The following is an 18,402-nucleotide window of genomic DNA, read 5'->3' on the forward strand; positions in this document are numbered from 1 at the left end:
TCTTGCCGGATTTCCGGTAACGACCGCGCCCGGCGCCACATCACGGGTGACCACACTGCCTGCGCCGATGATGGCGCCGTCGCCGATGGTGACACCGGGCAGAATCAGCGCCGCCGCCCCAATCCAGACGTCCGCGCCAATGGTGACGGGCAGGGCGCGCTCCAGCGCCTGGCGACGCTTTTCGAAATTGCGGTGATGGTCCGCGCAAAGAATCTGCGTGTTCGGCCCGATCATGGTGTGATCTCCGATCCGCACCTGCGCGCTGTCAAGAATCACGCAGCCGACATTCAGATAGACGTAAGAGCCCAAGCTGATGTTGCACCCGTAGGAACAGTGAAACTGCCCCTCGATCATGCAGTCTTCTCCGTGACTTGCGAACAACGCGCGCAGGGGCGCGCTGAGCGGGCGGCGGCGGGACGGGGGCAGGTTGTTATGGGCGTGGCAGGCATCAGACGCGGCGGTGCGCAGGATTTCCAATTCGGCATCAATACAACTGTACCAGTCGCCCGCAGCCATTTTTTCGCGTTCTGTAAGCATTCGCGTATTTGATAGGTGTGTCGTCGTACGTCAAGGGAACATCGTTTTACGGTCCAGCCACGCCAGTCCGCGCAGGGCGCGCAAGGGCGGCCAATGCAGCCATGTGCCACCCAGCGACCTGACATGCGCGCCGGTGCCCAGTTTAAAGCGGGCCAGACCAGCGGCGGTTCCGGTCTGGATCAAACCCAGATCCAGCCAGTGGTGGCCGTGATCCGCGCACCAGCACATGGCGGTCCACATCAGCAACGTATGGGCAGAGACAGCGCGCCCCGCATGGGTGGTATGGCCGATGTGATAGGTGGCCGTTGCGCCGTGGCGCAGGATCAGCAGGGCGGCGACGGGATCGGGCCCCTGAAACGCCTCGAAGAGTATGGCGGCGCGGGGTGTGGTGGCGGCGTATCCCAAGGTCAGGGGAACCGGCACCGAACGGTATCCGCGTTCACGTTGTTGGGCCGCATCGGCATGCAAAAGCCAATGATCGCTGCGCCGTGGCAGCGGGTGGCATTGCACCCGAAGCCCCGCTTTTTCGCCGTGTTTCAAACGGTTGCGCCATTTCCCGTGCAGGGCGGCACGCATGGCCCCTGTGTCAGTCTGCAAAGAGATTAACGCCTGTGATGCCGGGCTGACCATTGGCAGCGCACCGTGGACCGACAGGGCCAGCGGCGTCAGCGGCGATACCAGCACCGGGCCACGGGTCAGGTCGCGCGCATGCGCCAGCGTTCTTGCCGGATCTGTCATTGGCGCACGTGGCAGCATCGCAACTGGCACGCCCCACAGCTTGCGGCGCAGCATCAGAGTGCCGCAGTCCAGCCGCACAGGCGCCTCGCCACAGGCGCGCAAGGCGGCCTCGAACGCGGCACTTTGGATCAGCGGTGCAGGGGCGATGGGCGGTGTGCAATCAAACATACCGCTATTAACCGCATGGAAACTTAAGGCGTGATTAATAGCGTCATGAAAAAATCAGTCTACGGTATCACCGCCAGCGCACCGCGTATGACACGCACCGCCGCCATTTTACTGGCGGCGGGTTTGTCGATCCCGACCTTTGTGATTCTGACCGCCGTGGATACGCTGGTGTTCTAGCCCAGTTGCACCAAGGCGTGCCGTTTCTTGCCCGCACTCAGCTTGATCGGTGACGCAAGCGCGCCCGCGTCAATCATCAGGCCCGCATCGGTCAGTGGCGCGTCGTCCAGACGGGCGCCGTTTTCCGCAATCAGGCGTTTGGCCTCTTTGCCCGATCCCGCAAGGCCCGATTTGACGATCAACTGCACGATGGACATGCCATCGCCCAGCTCTTCGTGCGTCAGGGTCAGCGTGGGCAGGTCATCGCCAACGCCGCCTTTTTCAAAGACTTCGCGGGCGGTGTCTGCGGCAGCTTTGGCGGCCTCGGTCCCGTGCAGCAGGGTTGTCACTTCGGTCGCCAGCAACGCTTTGGCGGCATTGATCTCGGCCCCCTCCAGCGCGCCCAGACGGTCGCATTCGTCGACGGGCAGCTCGGTGTACAGCTTCAGGAAACGGCCCACATCGGCATCGTTGGTGTTGCGCCAGAACTGCCAGAATTCATAGGGCGACAGCATGTCACCGTTCAGCCAGACAGCGCCACCGGCGGTTTTGCCCATCTTCTTGCCGTCGCTGGTGGTCAGCAGTGGCGATGTCAGCCCGTAAACCTCGCCGTCGATCACGCGGCGGGTCAGGTCGATGCCGTTGACGATATTGCCCCACTGGTCGCTGCCACCCATTTGCAAAACGCAACCGTAACGGCGGTGAAGTTCCATAAAATCATAGGCTTGCAGGATCATGTAGTTGAATTCAAGGAACGACAGAGATTGCTCGCGGTCCAGCCGCGACTTGACGCTTTCAAAGGACAACATCCGGTTGATCGAGAAATGCCGCCCGATGTCGCGCAGGAAATCAAGATAGTTCAGCCCGTCCAGCCATTCGGCATTGTTCAACATCATCGCGGTATTATCCGCGCCGTTGTCATAGTCGATGTAGGCGGCAAAGACCTTGCGGATGCCAGCGATGTTCTCGTCAATCTGCTTTGGCCCCAGCAGCGGACGTTCGTCCGCACGGAACGACGGATCACCCACTTTGGTGGTGCCTCCGCCCATCAGCGTGATCGGCTGGTGACCGGTCTTTTGGAACCAGCGCAGCATCATGATCTGGATCAGCGAACCGACGTGCAGCGATTTGGCCGTCGCATCAAACCCGATATATGCGGCGCGTGTTCCGCTCATCAGAGCATCATCCAGCCCTTGATAGTCGGTGCAGTCGGCGACAAAGCCGCGCTGTTGCATGACATTGAGAAATTCGGAACGGGGTTTGTACGACATGTGACTTGTCCTATGACATCTGTGCGGGGCACTCTATAGGGGCCAAAAGGGCAAAGGAAAAGACCGATGAACAAGGTCAGGCAGGCAGGCGTGCCAATACGGGCACTTGGAGCGATGAGCGGCACCTCGCTGGACGGGGTGGATGCGGCGGTGATCGAAACCGATGGCGTGTCGATCCTGCGCTTTGGCGAAAGCGGATACCGCCCCTATTCGGACGCGGAACAGCGGGTGATTGCAGCGGCGTTGGGCCGCTGGGACGGCCCCGAGGTCGCGGCGGCGACGCAGGTGATTCAGGCCGCACATGCCGAAGCATTGGCAGACTACAGCGACGTGGAACTGGTGGGCTTTCATGGCCAGACGCTGGCCCATGCCCCCCGTACACGCGGCACCTTGCAAGTGGGGGATGGCGGCGCATTGGCACAGGCTTTGGGCGTGCCGGTGGTTTGGGATTTTCGCAGCGCCGACGTGGAAATGGGCGGCGAGGGCGCACCGCTGGCGCCGTTCTTCCACTTTGCCTGTGCGAAGTATCTGAACCGCGACGCGCCGGTGGCCTTTTTGAACCTTGGCGGCGTTGGCAACATCAGCTTTGTCGATCCGCGTTTTGATGCGCCGGATATGCCCGGCGCTTTGCTGGCCTTTGACACCGGCCCCGCCAACGCGCCGCTGAACGACCTGATGCAGGTGCGTCTGGGGCAAAGCTTTGACGAAGGTGGCAAGGTTGCCCGCAAAGGCGATGTGGCCAGCGGTGCGTTGGAGCTGTTTCTGGCCGAACCTTATTTTGCGCGTATTCCACCAAAATCTCTGGACCGGAACGATTTTTCGGAAATGATCGCGCTGGTGGGCGAGCTGTCCGATGCCGATGCAGCCGCCACCCTGACCGCGATGGCCGCCGCCGGTGTGGCCGAGGCGATGCATCACTGCCCGCAAGCACCCGGCGAGGTGCTGGTGACGGGTGGCGGGCGCAAGAATCCCGTGTTGATGCAGATGCTGTCTGTGTCGCTGGACTGTCCGGTGCGCCCTGTCGAGGACGTCGGCCTTGATGGCGATATGCTGGAAGCACAGGCTTTTGCCTATCTGGCCGTGCGCGTGGCGCGGCGGTTGCCGACCTCTTGTCCCGGCACAACCGGCGTGCGCGCAGCGGTGGCAGGCGGCACGTTGAGTTTTCCGGCCTAGCGCGCGTCCGGAATGTCGAATTCCGGTGGGGCAAGGGTGAATCCCTCGAATCGGAACCCCGGCGAGACTGTGCAGGACACCAGCGTGTGCCCGCCAGTGCTGCGCGCCGATTGCCAGTGGTCTTGTGGCACGATGATTTGCGGTGCGCCTGCGTTCAGGTCCGGCGTCAGCAGATGTGTCAGGGCGGGGCCTTCGTCGGTTGCTGACAGGCGCAATTCCAGCGGCGCGCCCGCATGGTACAGCCAGATTTCCGTGGCATCGACCCGGTGCCAATGGCTGGTCTCGCCAGCTTGCAGCAGGAAATAGATGCAGGTGCCACTGGGTCTGCCCGCGCCATCGGCCACCCATGTCTGGCGATAGTGGCCGCCTTCGGGGTGGGGGAACAGGTTCAGGCGGGCGATGATGTCTTGCGGTGTCATGCTATCTGTTTAGGTTGCGCGGCGAACAGGGCCAAGAGGTGATCCATGAAAGTTATCGTTGTCGGGGCAGGTGTGATTGGTGCGTCGGTGGCATACCGGCTGGCTCTTGGAGGTGCACAGGTCACGGTTCTGGATGGTGTCGGTGTGGCCGCAGGTGCAACTGGCCGATCTTTTGGCTGGATCAACGCCAGTTTTCACGCGGATGAGGCGCATTTTCGGCTGCGGTCCGAAAGCATGGCAGCCTATCACCGGCTGGCAGAGCAGATGGATCTGGAGCCGGTGCGTTGGACGGGATGTTTGTGTTGGGAAGAGAAAGGCAGCGCGCTTGAGGCACAGGCGGCGAACCTCGAGACTTTGGGCTACGATGTTCAGATCATCGACCGCGCAGAATTCGCCGCGTGCGAGCCGCATGTGGCCAACCCGCCCGAGCGTGCCTTGGCCTTTGACGCCGAAGGCGTGGCCGAAACCGCGCTGCTGGCTCAGGCGCTGATCAATGCGGCCACGGCATTGGGGGCGCAGGTGATGCTGGGCGTAAACGTACTGGGCATCGCGACGCAGGGCGACGCGGTCAGCGGTGTACACGTCGAGCAGGGAGTGATTCCGGCAGATCGTGTGGTGGTCTGCGGTGGCACCGGCAGCACGAGATTGCTGGACACTGTGGGGGTGGCGCTGCCGATGTTGTCGCGGCCCGGCCTGTTGCTGCGCAGTGCGCCGGTGGCTCCTGTGTTGTCGCATGTGATGGCGGCCCCCGGTCAGGAATTCCGGCAGGATGCCACGGGCCACATCATTGCGCCAACCTCGGCCAACCACCAGTCCGACAACGTCGAGCGTATCACCGAACGCCCCGATCTGTTGGCCGACGCCGCGATGGCGCGATTGCAGGCGCTGCTGCCCGAAGTGGCCCTGCGATGGGAACAAGTGACCCAAGCCATGCGCCCCGTGCCGCAAGACGGGCTGCCGGTGATGGGGCCGTGCGGGCCTGCGGGGCTACATATGGCGGTGATGCATTCGGGGATCACACTGGCCCCGCTGGCGGGGGAACTGGTGGCGGCGGGCGTGCTGGACCAGCCGTTGACCAACCATCAAAACGATCTGGTCGGACCCTACCGGCCACAGCGGTTTCAACTATAGCTTCGGTCATAATTTTGTCGGAACGCAGTGGCAGTGTCATGGTTGATCCATGATCAGAAACGGGAAGAGCGGTCCTTTTGGGTGCCAAGGGAAAGCTGCCTCGATTTTCTCCTAACGCGGGATTCTGTGGCGTTCTAATCAGTTATTGGTTGTAGAGTGCGGGCACCCATATTAATTTACGAAACAGGAGAGTTCTCCTTGGTTGGTAGCGCTGTTTCAAGGATGGGTTTAATGAAATTCGACATTGGAACGCGGTATTTTTAGCACATTTTCCCAGTGTGTTACTGTTGGTCTGAACCTGCCCGCTGTCCAGCTTGTCGGTGCGACAGCTGTGGTTGTGGGCATGGTGATCCTGTGGGCGCGTGGTCACAACGGATTACCGGGGCACAAGTGGTTTATCCTGACCACCCTTGCGATGTTGTGGTGGCTGGTCTCGATCGGGATGGAGCTGTCTGGTCAGACCGAGCATTGCAAAGTGACTTGGGCAAAACTGGCTTGGCCTGCCATCGTGATGGTGCCGACGGCGTGGGCGTTCTTTTTGTACGAATATGCGCTGGCCAAAACGGTTGGCCGCGCGACGATGATATTGGGCACGGTGTTCCATCCGCTGTTTATCTTGTTGGTGGCATTTACCAATCCGGTGCACGGGCTGCTTTACGGGCCGGAAACGCGGCTGGTGGACACGGGAAACACTTCTTTTGTCCTCTATGATCACGGCCCGATTTTCTTTGTGGCGATCTCTTTCCTTTACACGATCATTCTGGCCAGCTGCGTGATCTCGCTGCGGGCAGTCAGGGCTGCTAATCCTGCGGTCAAAGGCTTTTTCAAGAGGATACTGTTTGTCACCGCAATCCCGATTGCCTTCAGTATCGCTTACAATATCTTTGGGTTTATGGTTTTTGGCGTTGATCCCACGCCTTTGTCTTTCGCATTTTCGATCAGCTTGGTGGCGTGGATCATCATCGACAACCGTTGGGTGGACATGAACGCCATCGCGCGGGATTTGCTGTACTACAACTCGCGCGAGATGATTTTTGTCTTGGATGTGAACGGCACGCTGATGGAAACGAACCAGTCCGCAAAAGATCTGATGCGCGATCAGGGGGCTGCCAAGGACACTCTGTCAGACATCGCGGGGCTGGGCCGCGTTTTCGACACCTTGATTTCCCAGCAAGAATTACCCGACACGCTCGAGGTGGAAAACGGCGGGCGCCATTTCGTGCCGCGCGTCTACCGGATTTCCTTGGGCAAGGGGCAAAGACTGCTAGGATGGGCGGTGTCCTTTGTTGATGTCACGATCCAGAAGATTGCGGCAGAGCGGGCGATCACTTCGGAACGGATGCAAGCGCAGTTCATGTCAACAGTCAGCCACGAATTGCGCACACCGCTGACAGTGATCAACGGGTCGCTTCAACTGTTGTCGCGCAACCGTGCGAACACTTCGGCAGAGCAGGCAGACCGGTTGATCGAGCTTGCCACCAAGAGCGCGACGACACTGGCCAAGCTGGTCAATGACCTGCTGGAGACGCAAAGACTGGAAAGCCCTGACTTCCAGTTGAAATTCGATGCCTGCGATCTGGAAGAAATTGTGTCGGACGCGGTTGACGGAATGGAAACCTTTCAACCCGAAAAGAACATCAAGATCCTGTACAAAAAACAGGTGGGTGATGTACAGGTCTGGGCCGATGCCGACCGCTTGCGGCAGGTGATCGTGAATGTTCTGTCCAACGCGATGAAGTTTTCGCACGCCAACGCTTATGTCGATGTGAACCTCTATGCCGATGCGGGCATGGCCTATGTCGTCGTAAAGGACACGGGCGCGGGCATTCCTCCGGGATCCGAGGAAACGGTGTTTGGCCGCTTTACCCAAGTTGACGCGACCGACACAAAAAAGGTCTATGGCAGCGGTCTGGGCATGCACATTTCCAAACAACTGATGCTGCGCCACGGCGGCAGCATCCACTATGTCAGCGAGTTGGGCATGGGGTCGACGTTTACGATCTTGATCCCTGTGCATCACATGGCGTCAAGCTGAGCTATTCTGTCTAAAGCGGGTGGTCGTAAAAGCGCAGGATCGGTGCAAAGACCGGTTCGGGCGTGTAGAACGGCGGGCAAGGTGCAAAGCCAAGCGCCTCGTACAGCGCAATCGCTTCGGTCAGCAGATACATTGTGTCCAGCACCATGCGGTCGTAACCATCTGCGCGGGCGCGCTGCATTGCGTCCCGCATCAGCGCCTTGCCTGCACCATGCCCGCGCGCGCTGTCTTCGACAAAGACGCGCTTGATCTCGCAGGTGGTGGGCAGGTCCAACGGGTAGTACATCGCGCATCCCACAGCCAGGCCATCCAGTTCGGCCAGCAGTATATCTCCCGCAGGACGGGCATGGATGCGCGGCAGATCGTCGATCAGCGCGGCATAGCTGTCTTCGGAATAATAGGCGTTCACAATCGCCGGCGTCGCGGCGCAACGCGCCGCCAGCAGATCGCGATAACCCCAGCAAAGGCGCGCCAGCGCCTCTGCGTCCTCTGGAAACCGGATGGGGCGGATGGTCAGCGGCATCAGCGCAGGATGCTGCGGCCCGCGAATTCTGCGGTTTCGCCCAGCGCTTCTTCGATGCGGATCAGCTGGTTGTATTTCGCCAGCCGGTCGGACCGCGCCAGCGAGCCGGTCTTGATCTGGCCGCAGTTGGTCGCGACGGCGAGGTCAGCAATGGTCGCATCCTCGGTCTCGCCCGAGCGGTGGGACATCACGTTGGTGTATCCCGCACGGTGTGCCATATCGACCGCCTTTAGCGTTTCGGTCAGGGTGCCGATCTGGTTGACCTTGACCAGCATCGAATTGGCGCAGCCGCGCCCGATGCCGTCGGCCAAACGCACAGGGTTGGTCACGAACAGATCGTCGCCAACCAGCTGCACCTTGTCGCCCAGCACTTCGGTCAGGGTTTTCCAGCCGTCCCAGTCATCTTCGGACATGCCGTCTTCGATCGAGATGATCGGATAGTCGTTCACCAGCGCCGCCAGATAGGCCACATTTTCATCCGATGTCAGCGACTTGCCTTCGCCCGACAGTTCGTATTTGCCATCGCAGTAATATTCGGTCGCGGCACAATCCAGCGCCAGATAGATATCCTCGCCGGGTTTGTAGCCTGCTTTCTCAATGGATTTCAGAATGAAATCCAGCGCGTCGCGCGACGAGCTGATGTTGGGGGCAAAGCCGCCTTCGTCGCCGATGCCGGTGGACAGGCCGACGGCGGACAGCTCTTTTTTCAGGGTGTGGAACACTTCGGACCCCATACGCACCGCGTCGCGGATGCTGGTGGCCGACACCGGCATAATCATGAATTCCTGAATGTCGATCGGGTTGTCGGCATGTTCGCCGCCGTTGATGATGTTCATCATCGGCACCGGCAGAACCCGCGCCGAGGTGCCGCCCACATAGCGGTACAAAGGCTGCGAACAATAGTCTGCCGCCGCTTTGGCCGTAGCCAGCGATACGCCCAGAATGGCATTGGCGCCCAGACGGCTTTTGTTGTCGGTGCCGTCCAGTTCGATCATGATGGCGTCGATCTCGACCTGCTCCGTCGCGTCAATGCCCACCAGTGCCTCGGCGATCTCGCCGTTGACAGCGGCGCAGGCTTCCAGCACGCCCTTGCCCATATAGCGCGACTTGTCGCCATCGCGCTTTTCAACCGCTTCATAGGCGCCAGTGGATGCGCCCGATGGCACGGCTGCGCGGCCCATTGTGCCGTCTTCCAGTATCACGTCGACTTCGACGGTGGGGTTGCCACGGCTGTCGAGGATTTCGCGGGCGTGAATGTCGATAATGGTGCTCATTGGGAAATGTCCTTTGTGCTGGGCTTGGCAGGGTCATAACTTGGGTCGATGCGCAGGGGAAGGGGGGTGATCGGCCCCGCTGTGGTTTTGCGCCCTATCCTGCGTTCGCGCCAGACGGTGTAGATGCCCGATGCCACAATAATCGCCGCCCCCACATAGGTCAGCGTATCCACGCTTTCGGAAAAGGCAAAGATGCTGATGATCAATGCAAAAACCAGCCGCGAATAGCGGAAGGGCGTGACAAAACTGATCTCGCCCACGCGCATGGCGGCCACGATCCCGTAGTACGAGAAAACCCCGAACAGCACAGCGCCCCCCATCAGCAGCCAGTGTAACGGTTCGGGCCGGACCAAAGGCGTGCCGCTGACCACCAGCAGGACCACGCCGGTGGGAACCAAAGTCAGAAACGCCAGAAAACTCAACTGCATGGACGAGGTTGTCGCAGGCACACGCCGCGTTGCCAGATCGCGGATGGCCAGACCGATAACCCCCTGCAATGCAAACAACGACAATATGTCAAATCCGTCCAACCCCGGACGGATCACCAGCATCACACCGGCAAAGCCCACAAGGATCGCGGTCCAACGCCGCCAGCCCACCGGATCGCCCAGAAACAGCGCCGCGCCCAGCGTGACCACCAGCGGGGTCGCTTGCAAAATTGCCGAGGCGGTTGACAGCGGGATCAGCGCGATGGCCGTGATAAAGCCCAGCGTGCCGAGCAATTCGCCCGCATTGCGCAGCAGCACAGGACCGGACAGCGCCGCACGCGGAAACAGCTCGCGCTCCTGCGCGCGCACCAGCACGGCAAAGACGGAAGCCCCGCCGATTCCCAGCAAGCCCATAATCTGACCAACCGGCAAATCCTCGGACAACAGCTTGATAAAGCTGTCTTCAATGGCAAACCCCAGCATCGCCAGAACCATGATCAACGCGCCGCGTAAATTGTCCATCCTCAGACCCCATTCCTGTGTTGTCGTCGGGATGGGGATATTCCGGCGCAGTTGCAAGGCGCAAAAAAGCCAGGGTCAGATTGTTCGCGCTGATCCGTGAAAGGATCGGGACGCGACGGCATCCCGATCAGGTGGTTGTCCAATCAGGTGGCGCGCGCCCTCAGGCCTGAAGACGGATCATCAGTTGGTTGCCGTCCTTGCGTGTTTCGATCTCGGTGATCTCGCGCACCAGCGCGCTCAGCTTTGAATGGCCATAGCTGCGCGTGTCGAAATCGGGGTGCGACGACTGGATGGTTTGCCCGATCTGGCCCAGCGAATACCATTCGTCCTCGCGTTCGATCTTTTCCATTGCAGCTTCGATCAGGGGCAGGGCATCGCGCGATTTTTCGCGCAGGGCGGGGGCAGGGCCATCGCTGGTGGGGCCAAGGTTTTCGATAAAGATGAACCGGTTGCACACATTGCGCAGCGCCTCAGGTGTCTTTTTCTCGCCGATGCCGATGACGGTCAGCCCGTCCTCGCGCAGGCGGTTGGCCAGCGAGGTAAAGTCACTGTCGGATGACACCAGCACAAAGCCGTCAAAGCGGCGGGTGTGCAAAATGTCCATCGCGTCGATTACCAGACCGATGTCGCTGGCGTTCTTGCCGGATGTATTCGCAGTTTCCTGATGCGCCACCAGCCCCAGCGACAACACATGCTCTGACCAGTTCCGAAGACGGCCCGACGACCAGTCGCCGTAAACGCGGCGCAGGGCGGGTTCACCGATGGATGTGACTTCGCGCAGGATGGCGGTGGCGTGTTTGGCCGGAACATTGTCGGCGTCGATCAACACGGCAAGAAGCGGGCGGTCGCGGTCAACGGGCATAATGGGTCCAATTCGCGTGGTGGCTGGCAGTGTTCTAGCAGCCTGTGAGTTAACGGCACATCACCTGTGCAGGCATCTCTTGTGCAGGCATGGCCTATTTCTTTAGCGGTACGCCGTAAAGCTCTAGCCGGTGACCGCGCAGTTCATATCCCAGCTTGGCGGCAATCCGCTCTTGCAGGGCTTCGATCTCGTCATCGACAAATTCGATCACCTCGCCCGACTGCATGTCGATCAGATGGTCATGGTGATCCCGTTCGGCATCTTCATAACGTGCGCGCCCGTCGCCAAACTCCAGCTTGTCCAGAATTCCGGCCTCTTCGAACAGTTTGACCGTGCGGTAAACCGTGGCAATGGAAATACCCGCATCAATGGCCGAGGCGCGGGCATAAAGCTCTTCGACATCAGGATGGTCATCGCTGTCTTGCAGCACTTGCGCGATCACGCGGCGCTGGCCAGTCACCCGCAGGCCTTTTGTCTCACAACGGGCGATGATCGGCTGGCTCATGGTGGTCTCCGGGATGGTGCGGGCTTTGGGCGGCGTGAAATGGGCGCAATTCGGACCTTGGTTTAACTATGTTTGACCAAAGGGACCAGAGGCAAAGGTTGACTTATCCCTGACAAACGTCCATGTGCGCATCAGGCGTTACCGTCTGCCGCGTGAGCAGAGACAGGAAAGAGCGGGATCACACCCGCCGACCGGACCTTGGGATAAGGCGAGGTCAGGACCAGCGGACGCCCATCTGTTCCCGATATCACGCATGGGGCAACGCGACCGGACGGGGCGTTGGCATGTGGCCTGCGTTCGCTGATTTTCCGGTTGCTCAACCTCAATGTGATGCCGCGCGCACTTTGCGTGCGGCCAAGGATATGACATGAGCGATTTCGATATGATGGACCTGCCTGAACAGCTGGTCAAAAAGCTGGCGGAAATGGGTCTGAAAGACCCGACGCCGATTCAAAGACAAGCCATCCCGCATGCCCTGAACGGGCGCGACGTGATGGGTCTGGCCCAGACCGGTACAGGCAAAACGGCGGCCTTTGGCGTGCCGCTGGTGGCGCAGATGTTGCAAATGCAGGGCCGCCCGAACCCGCGCACCGTGCGCGGTCTGGTGTTGGCCCCGACGCGCGAGCTGGCCAACCAGATCATGGAAAACCTCAAAGGTTTCTGTGAAGGCACACCCCTCAAGGCGCAGATGGTTGTCGGCGGCATGTCGATCAACCCGCAAATCAAGCGTCTGGAACGTGGTGTTGACCTGCTGGTCGCCACTCCGGGCCGGTTGCTGGACCTGATGGACCGCCGCGCGGTGGATTTGCGTGAAACCACGTTCCTTGTGCTGGACGAAGCCGACCAGATGCTGGACATGGGCTTTATCCACGATCTGCGCAAAATCGCGTCGGTGCTGCCCAAGGAACGCCAGACGATGCTGTTCTCGGCCACCATGCCCAAGCTGATGAACGAAATCGCCAACAGCTATCTCAACAGCCCGATCCGCATCGAAGTGAACCCTCCGGGCAAAGCGGCGGACAAGGTGACCCAAGAGGTCCACTTTATCGCCAAGGCCGAGAAATCCAAATTCCTGATGGAACTGCTGGACAAGCACCGCGACGAACGTGCGCTGGTTTTTGGCCGTACCAAACACGGTATGGAAAAACTCAGCCGGATGCTGGACAAGGCAGGCTTTGCCGCAGGAGCCATCCACGGCAACAAAAGTCAGGGCCAGCGCGACCGCGCCATCGCCGCGTTCAAATCGGGCGAGATCAAAGTGCTGGTGGCCACAGATGTGGCGGCCCGTGGTCTGGATATTCCGGATGTGAAACACGTCTATAACTATGAACTGCCCAACGTGCCCGACAGCTATGTGCACCGCATCGGCCGGACCGCGCGCGCGGGCAAGGACGGCGCTGCGGTGGCGTTCTGCGCCCCCGACGAGATTGACCAACTGCGCGACATCCAGAAAACGATGGGTGTGAAAATCCCGATCGCAACGGGCCGCGCATGGGAATCGGTCGATCTGCCTGCCAAGGGTGGCAAATCCGGCGGGAAACCCGGTGGCGGTCGTCGTCGCGGCGGCGGCGGTGGTCGTCCCGGTGGCGGTGCCCCCGGCGGCGGCACACCTGCAAGCGGTGGCCCGCGTCGCCGGCGTCGCGGTGGCGGCGGTGGCAAACCGGGTGGGTCGCAAGCGGCCTGATCCGGCCCTGAACACATAACAAGATGTCCGGTCCCGAGGGGTCGGACATTTTTTTGCGGGTAACGCGTAGGTTGATCACAGACCCTTCGCGCCGCAGCGGCACGATTGACTTTGTGCCGCCCGCAGCCCTTGGTGGCGGGCATGGAACGCAAGACATATATCGACACATTCGGTGCGGTCGCACTGGTGCTTTTTGCACTGAATCTGGCCTTTAATCAGGTGGTGGTCAAGGTCACCAACGGCGGCTTTGATCCGGTTTTTCTGGCCGGTCTGCGGTCAGTCGGGGGCGCGGTGGTGTTGGTCGCGTGGATGAAGGCGCGCGGCGTGTCCTTTACCCTGCCGCGCAGCAGTATCCTGGGCGGCGCTGCGTCGGGGCTGTTGTTTGCTGTTGAATTCATGTGCCTTTTCATCGCGCTGGACCTGACGACCGTGGGGCGCGTTTCGATCATATTCTATTCGATGCCGGTTTGGTTGGCCCTGTCGGCGCATTTTCTGTTGCCCGCCGAGCGGCTGAACGGGGTGCGCGTGATCGGGCTGGTTCTGGCAATGGCGGGGGTTGCGCTGGCGCTGCTGGATCGCAGCAACGGGCAGGCGTCTTTACTGGGCGATTTGCTGGCCCTGTTCGCGGCGATCTGCTGGGCGGCGATTGCGCTGTGTGTGCGTGTGACCCCGCTTGCTCGTGTGCCGCCTGAACAGCAGTTGCTGTGGCAGCTTCTTATCTCGGCACCCTTGTTGCTGCTGGCAGCGCCGTTCTTTGGCGATCTGTTGCGAGATGTGCAGCCCATCCACCTGTGGGGGCTGGCGTTCCAGATCATCGCGGTGGCAAGCTTCGGCTTTCTCGCCTGGTTCTGGCTGATGTCGATTTACCCCGCGTCCTCGGTGGCATCGTTCAGCTTTCTGTCACCGGTGTTCGCGGTGATTTTGGGCTGGCTGTTGCTGGGCGAGCATGTGGGCTGGACGATTTGGGCCGCCCTTGGACTGGTGGCCGCAGGGATATTCCTGATCAACCGCAAGTAATGCGATTGTCGGGTTCGGGGGCCAGCCCCTCGGCCTTTGGCCGCCCCCCGGAGTTTATCTGGCAAGATGAAGGATCAGGTGCCGCAAAAGGTTGCAGGCACGATTTCCTGTGTGGTTGGCGGACGCATCAGATCGGGGTCTGATGCAGGATCGAAGGGGGTGGCAAGCGCCGCGATCTCGCGCTGGAAGGGTGCCATGTCACCGGCCACAGCCGCTTCGATCATTTGCTCCATCCGGTGATTTCGCGGGATGATGCGCTGGTTGGTGCGCGCCATGAGGGCACCGGCTTCGGGCTCGGACGCGGTGCGGGCCTGCCAGCGGGCGTTCCATGCCGCAAAGGCGGCGCGGTCGGTGAACTGGTCCTGTGCCGTGTCGGTGCCAAGGGCGGCGAACGTGTTGGTAAAATCCGCTCCATCCGTTTGCATCAGCGCCAGCAGGTCTTCGATCAGCGGTTGGTCTTCGGGCGTGGGGGTCGACAGCCCCAGTTTTGCGCCAAAACGTTTCAACCAAGCGGCCTGAAGCTGGCCGGGCATTGCGTGGACAATGGCCGTAGCGTCCTCGACAGCGGCGTCCATGTCGTCCATCTGGCGGATTAATGCGGTGGCCAACTGTGCGCAGTTCCACACCGCGATGCGCGGCTGGTTGCCAAAAGCATAGCGGCCTTGTTGGTCGATGGACGAGAACACGCGGGCCTCGTCATAGGCATCCATGAACGCGCAGGGGCCGTAATCAATGGTTTCGCCGGAGATGGCGCAGTTGTCGGTGTTCATCACGCCGTGGATAAAGCCCACGGCCATCCATGCCGCGACCAGTTCGGCCTGTGCGGCGCAGACCGCCGCCAGCAGACCCATCGGCCCGTCTGCCTGCGGGTAATGACGGGCGATGGCGTAATCGGTGAGCGTTTTGAGGTCTTCGACCTGACCACGGTGGGCAAAGACCTGAAAGGTGCCCACACGCAGATGGCTGGCGGCCACACGGGTCAGCACCGCGCCGGGCAATGCGCCCTGTTCGCGCCAGATCGGTTCTCCGCTGGCAACGGCGGCCAATGCGCGGGTGGTGGGGATGCCAAGGGCGTGCATCGCCTCGGAGACCACATATTCACGCAGCACGGGGCCAAGCCACGCGCGCCCGTCGCCCATGCGCGAATAGGGTGTGGGGCCCGACCCCTTAAGCTGGATGTCGCGGCGGGTGCCGCTTTGGTCGATCACCTCGCCCAGCAGCAATGCGCGGCCGTCGCCAAGCTGCGGATTGAAGTTGCCGAACTGGTGACCCGCATAAAGCTGTGCCAGCGGGGCGGCACCGTCGGGGACAGTGTTGCCTGCAAAGACGGTCGCAATATCCGCCGGATCGGTCGCGTTGATGCCCAGCAGGGCCGCGAGAGGCGCGTTGAAAGCCAGCAGTTCCGGCGCTTTAACCGCTGTGGGCGGCTGTGCGGTGTAAAATCCCGCAGGCAGGGTGGCGTAGGTATTATCGAAGGGAATGTGCAAAGTCATATGAGTTACATAAGCCGTCTTGGCCGGGATTCTAGAGCATCCGTGTCATCAGGTGATAGCCGTCGCGCATCTGGAAGGCGGCGCGTTTATAAAGCCGTTGCGCGGTGTCGTTCTGGGCAGACACCTCCAGATGCAGCGCCTTGAGGCCAGCGGCACCCAATGCGCGGGGCAGGGCCATCAGAACTTCGGTGGCCACGCCGCGCCCGCGCACACCGGGGCGGATGTAAAGCTCGTCCACAAAACCCTCCATCCCGCCGAATTCGACCGACCAGCCGAAGCACACGATGATATAGCCGATAGGCGCACGCGGCGGGCCGATCAGATAGGCGGCACCATGCGGGATGCCATCCAGCAGCGGGGCGACGCCAGCCTGACGGCTGTCGGCGGTGCTGGTGATGCCTTCTTCGCCGTGAAAACGCTCGACCAGCGCCAGCAATGCCGCAAGATGGTCGGGTGTGGCAAGGGTGAGGGCGGCGCTCATAGTCGGGCAATCCGTTCCGTCAACAGGGCAAAGAATCCGTCCGCGTCCAGATCGCCGATAAAGGTGGCATTGGGGGCGCGGTCGGTCACGCGCCACCAGTCGGCCACGGTCATGCCAAGGGTCAGCTCCGACGCGGTTTCGATTTCGACGTTCACATGACGGCCCGAAAACAGTTCAGGGCGGATCAGATAGGCCGTCACGCATGGATCATGCAGGGGAGCACCGGCGCTGCCATATTTTTCCTTGTCGAAGCGTTCGAAAAATTCGGTCATCTGCGCCACGGCGATTCCCACGGGTGTGCCAAGGGCACGAAAGGCGTCGTTGCGCGCCGAGGTGACCAGTGCCTTGTGTGTCACATCCAGCGGCATCATCACGATATCTATGCCAGATTTAAACACAATATCAGCGGCTTGTGGATCGACATAAATGTTGAATTCGGCGGTGGGGGTGATGTTGCCCACTTCGAAATAGGCACCGCCCATGAGCACGATCTGCTGGACCTTTTCCGCAATACCGGGCGCGCGTTGCAGGGCGGTGGCGATGTTGGTCAGCGGGCCAAGCGGGCACAGGGTGATGGTGCCCGCATCATGGGCGCGAATGGTGTCGATCATATAATCGACCGCATGTTGCTCTTGCAGGGGCATGGTTGGATCGGGCAGCGACGGGCCGTCCAGACCTGTTTTGCCATGCACATGCTCGGCAGTGACCAGCGGGCGGCCCAGTGGCCGGTCGCAGCCCGCATAGACGGGGATGTCGGGTCGTCCGGCCAGTTCGCAGACGATCCGCGCGTTCTTTTGGGTCAACGCAAGTGGGACATTGCCCGCGACGGCGGTGATGCCCAGAACTTCGATTTCGCCGGGGCTGCCCAGTGCCAGCAGGATCGCAACGGCATCGTCTTGTCCGGGATCGGTGTCGATGATGATTTTGCGCGGGGTGTAATCGGGGCCGGTTTTTGGGGGCGTCATTTCGGGTCCTTGGTCTTGAAAATATCCGGCAAGCGGCGTTGCGCGACAGTCGCAATTGGGGGCGGCGATGTCCAGTGGCGCAGGCGGAGCCTTGCGCAAGGGCACATCGGAAGCTTATCGCTGTCATATGGCTGATGAAAAACCCTTTTTCCTGCATGCTGGGGCGCACCGGACCGGCACCTCGTCGTTCCAGATGTGCCTGCATGAAAACCGCAATGCGTTGACAGGGGCAGGCTACGATCTGGCCTATCCTGGGCGTGATGGTATCCCGACCGGCACCCTGGGCTTGCGGCTGCCTGCGCCGCGCCACAAGCAGGGCGGTACGGAACGGTTTGCGGGGCGTGTACAAGAGGCCGTGACCCAGCACAGCCCGGACCCAACCCGCCCTCTGATCCTGTCGGAAGAGAATATTCCGGGCCGGATGCTCCACTTTTCCAAAGCGCAGTTTTACCCCGCCTGCGAGGCGCGCCTGATGGCGCTCAAGGAGGGACTGAAGGGGCGTGTGGCGCGTGTGCTGTTCGTCTTGCGGCCCTATGACCAGTTGTATGTCTCGGGGTTTCGCAAGCGGGCCGAGGACAACAAGGTGGATGATTTCAACGATTTGCGGCCCCAATTTATGGCGATGGAACGCGGTTGGCCCGGGATTGTGGGCGCAATGCGCGATATTTTACAGCCCGCCCAGTTGATCGTGGTGCCCTATGCGCGGCGCGGCAGTAGCGTCGAAGCCTTGCAGATGCTGGTGCCGGGGCTGGCGGATCTGCCCCTGCAAGAGCCGCAGCAACTGGTGAACCTGAGCGCGACCGACGCCGCGCTGGTGGCGCTTCAGAGGCGCTATCGCGCGGGCGAGGAATTGGAGCGCGCGCAGTGGAAGGCCGTGATTGCAGATCATGCGAATGACCGCACGGATCATGGTTTTGCCGCGTTTTCCGAGGCAGAAGTGACGGCGCTGACCCAGCGCTATGCGGATGATCTGTCGCGGATTGACGCGATGGACGGGGTGACGTTGGCCTGAGGACAGTT

Annotated in this window: 18 protein-coding genes and 2 pseudogenes; 7 read left to right on the forward strand and 13 right to left on the reverse strand. The window is 61.1% G+C overall.

Features of this window, described 5'->3' with window-relative positions; genetic code table 11:
* The 3 genes and pseudogenes from SULPSESMR1_RS25945 to SULPSESMR1_RS06395 all read right to left on the reverse strand — a co-directional run.
* Positions 1-141, reverse strand: a pseudogene (locus SULPSESMR1_RS25945) (DapH/DapD/GlmU-related protein); the annotation flags it as partial.
* 282 nt (positions 142-423) lie between these two features.
* Positions 424-537: pseudogene (locus SULPSESMR1_RS25950) on the reverse strand (maltose acetyltransferase domain-containing protein); the annotation flags it as partial.
* A 30-nt stretch (positions 538-567) separates the two neighbouring features.
* Positions 568-1,443, reverse strand: a complete 876-nt coding sequence (locus tag SULPSESMR1_RS06395) for a GNAT family N-acetyltransferase (protein WP_089420067.1) — start codon at positions 1,441-1,443, stop codon at positions 568-570.
* A 45-nt stretch (positions 1,444-1,488) separates the two neighbouring features.
* On the opposite strand from SULPSESMR1_RS06395, the gene SULPSESMR1_RS25715 reads away from it, so the two are divergent.
* Positions 1,489-1,620 (forward strand): hypothetical protein, encoded by a 132-nt coding sequence (locus SULPSESMR1_RS25715; RefSeq protein WP_275888345.1) that lies wholly within the window; start codon positions 1,489-1,491, stop codon positions 1,618-1,620.
* Here the strand turns inward: SULPSESMR1_RS25715 and tyrS are convergent.
* Positions 1,617-2,870, reverse strand: coding sequence for a tyrosine--tRNA ligase (gene tyrS / locus SULPSESMR1_RS06400; protein ID WP_089420068.1), 1,254 nt, complete (start codon positions 2,868-2,870; stop codon positions 1,617-1,619). The genes SULPSESMR1_RS25715 and tyrS overlap by 4 nt on opposite strands.
* 66 nt (positions 2,871-2,936) lie before the next feature.
* On the opposite strand from tyrS, the gene SULPSESMR1_RS06405 reads away from it, so the two are divergent.
* Entirely contained in the window at positions 2,937-4,043 is a 1,107-nt protein-coding gene (locus SULPSESMR1_RS06405; RefSeq protein WP_089420069.1) for an anhydro-N-acetylmuramic acid kinase, read from the forward strand.
* On the opposite strand, the gene SULPSESMR1_RS06410 is transcribed toward SULPSESMR1_RS06405, so the two are convergent.
* A complete protein-coding gene (locus SULPSESMR1_RS06410; RefSeq protein WP_089420070.1) occupies positions 4,040-4,462 on the reverse strand; it encodes a cupin domain-containing protein in 423 nt (140 codons plus the stop codon). The two genes, SULPSESMR1_RS06405 and SULPSESMR1_RS06410, sit on opposite strands and share 4 nt — an antisense overlap.
* Positions 4,463-4,507: 45 nt before the next feature.
* On the opposite strand from SULPSESMR1_RS06410, the gene SULPSESMR1_RS06415 reads away from it, so the two are divergent.
* On the forward strand, positions 4,508-5,593 hold the full coding sequence (locus SULPSESMR1_RS06415; protein ID WP_089420071.1) for an NAD(P)/FAD-dependent oxidoreductase: 1,086 nt from the start codon (positions 4,508-4,510) through the stop codon (positions 5,591-5,593).
* 244 nt (positions 5,594-5,837) lie between these two features.
* Positions 5,838-7,628, forward strand: coding sequence for a sensor histidine kinase (locus tag SULPSESMR1_RS06420; RefSeq protein ID WP_089420072.1), 1,791 nt, complete (start codon positions 5,838-5,840; stop codon positions 7,626-7,628).
* A gap of 10 nt (positions 7,629-7,638) precedes the next feature.
* Here SULPSESMR1_RS06420 and SULPSESMR1_RS06425 read toward each other — a convergent pair whose 3' ends face one another.
* The 5 genes from SULPSESMR1_RS06425 to SULPSESMR1_RS06445 form a co-directional block, all read right to left on the reverse strand.
* Positions 7,639-8,151, reverse strand: a complete 513-nt coding sequence (locus SULPSESMR1_RS06425; RefSeq protein WP_089420073.1) for a GNAT family N-acetyltransferase — start codon at positions 8,149-8,151, stop codon at positions 7,639-7,641.
* Entirely contained in the window at positions 8,151-9,425 is a 1,275-nt protein-coding gene (gene eno, locus SULPSESMR1_RS06430) for a phosphopyruvate hydratase (protein ID WP_089420074.1), read from the reverse strand. The genes SULPSESMR1_RS06425 and eno overlap by 1 nt, the downstream gene beginning before the upstream one ends.
* The gene (locus SULPSESMR1_RS06435; RefSeq protein ID WP_089420075.1) at positions 9,422-10,375 is read right to left on the reverse strand and encodes a DMT family transporter; all 954 of its coding nucleotides are present in this window, start codon (positions 10,373-10,375) and stop codon (positions 9,422-9,424) included. Before SULPSESMR1_RS06435 ends, eno begins: the two co-directional genes overlap by 4 nt.
* A 160-nt stretch (positions 10,376-10,535) precedes the next feature.
* Positions 10,536-11,237 (reverse strand): NYN domain-containing protein, encoded by a 702-nt coding sequence (locus SULPSESMR1_RS06440; protein ID WP_089420076.1) that lies wholly within the window; start codon positions 11,235-11,237, stop codon positions 10,536-10,538.
* A gap of 94 nt (positions 11,238-11,331) precedes the next feature.
* Complete coding sequence (locus SULPSESMR1_RS06445) at positions 11,332-11,742, reverse strand: Fur family transcriptional regulator (RefSeq protein WP_089420077.1); 411 nt, start codon at positions 11,740-11,742, stop codon at positions 11,332-11,334.
* Positions 11,743-12,109: 367 nt separating this feature from the next.
* On the opposite strand from SULPSESMR1_RS06445, the gene SULPSESMR1_RS06450 reads away from it, so the two are divergent.
* Positions 12,110-13,426, forward strand: coding sequence for a DEAD/DEAH box helicase (locus SULPSESMR1_RS06450; protein ID WP_089420078.1), 1,317 nt, complete (start codon positions 12,110-12,112; stop codon positions 13,424-13,426).
* A gap of 141 nt (positions 13,427-13,567) precedes the next feature.
* Positions 13,568-14,443, forward strand: coding sequence for a DMT family transporter (locus tag SULPSESMR1_RS06455; protein WP_089420079.1), 876 nt, complete (start codon positions 13,568-13,570; stop codon positions 14,441-14,443).
* 74 nt (positions 14,444-14,517) lie between these two features.
* Here SULPSESMR1_RS06455 and SULPSESMR1_RS06460 read toward each other — a convergent pair whose 3' ends face one another.
* From SULPSESMR1_RS06460 to SULPSESMR1_RS06470, 3 genes are read right to left on the reverse strand one after another with little or no spacing between them, the layout of a single operon-like run.
* Complete coding sequence (locus SULPSESMR1_RS06460) at positions 14,518-15,936, reverse strand: protein adenylyltransferase SelO (protein WP_089420080.1); 1,419 nt, start codon at positions 15,934-15,936, stop codon at positions 14,518-14,520.
* A gap of 31 nt (positions 15,937-15,967) precedes the next feature.
* Positions 15,968-16,417, reverse strand: coding sequence for a GNAT family N-acetyltransferase (locus SULPSESMR1_RS06465; RefSeq protein WP_089420081.1), 450 nt, complete (start codon positions 16,415-16,417; stop codon positions 15,968-15,970).
* Complete coding sequence (locus SULPSESMR1_RS06470) at positions 16,414-17,382, reverse strand: nucleoside hydrolase (RefSeq protein WP_089422186.1); 969 nt, start codon at positions 17,380-17,382, stop codon at positions 16,414-16,416. Before SULPSESMR1_RS06470 ends, SULPSESMR1_RS06465 begins: the two co-directional genes overlap by 4 nt.
* A gap of 67 nt (positions 17,383-17,449) precedes the next feature.
* Here SULPSESMR1_RS06470 and SULPSESMR1_RS06475 point away from each other — a divergent pair, with 67 nt between their 5' ends.
* Positions 17,450-18,394, forward strand: a complete 945-nt coding sequence (locus tag SULPSESMR1_RS06475) for a hypothetical protein (protein WP_157728976.1) — start codon at positions 17,450-17,452, stop codon at positions 18,392-18,394.
* Positions 18,395-18,402: the final 8 nt, after the last annotated feature.

The sequence above is a fragment of the Pseudosulfitobacter pseudonitzschiae genome, from assembly GCF_002222635.1.
GTDB classification, from domain to species: Bacteria; Pseudomonadota; Alphaproteobacteria; order Rhodobacterales; family Rhodobacteraceae; genus Pseudosulfitobacter; species Pseudosulfitobacter pseudonitzschiae_A.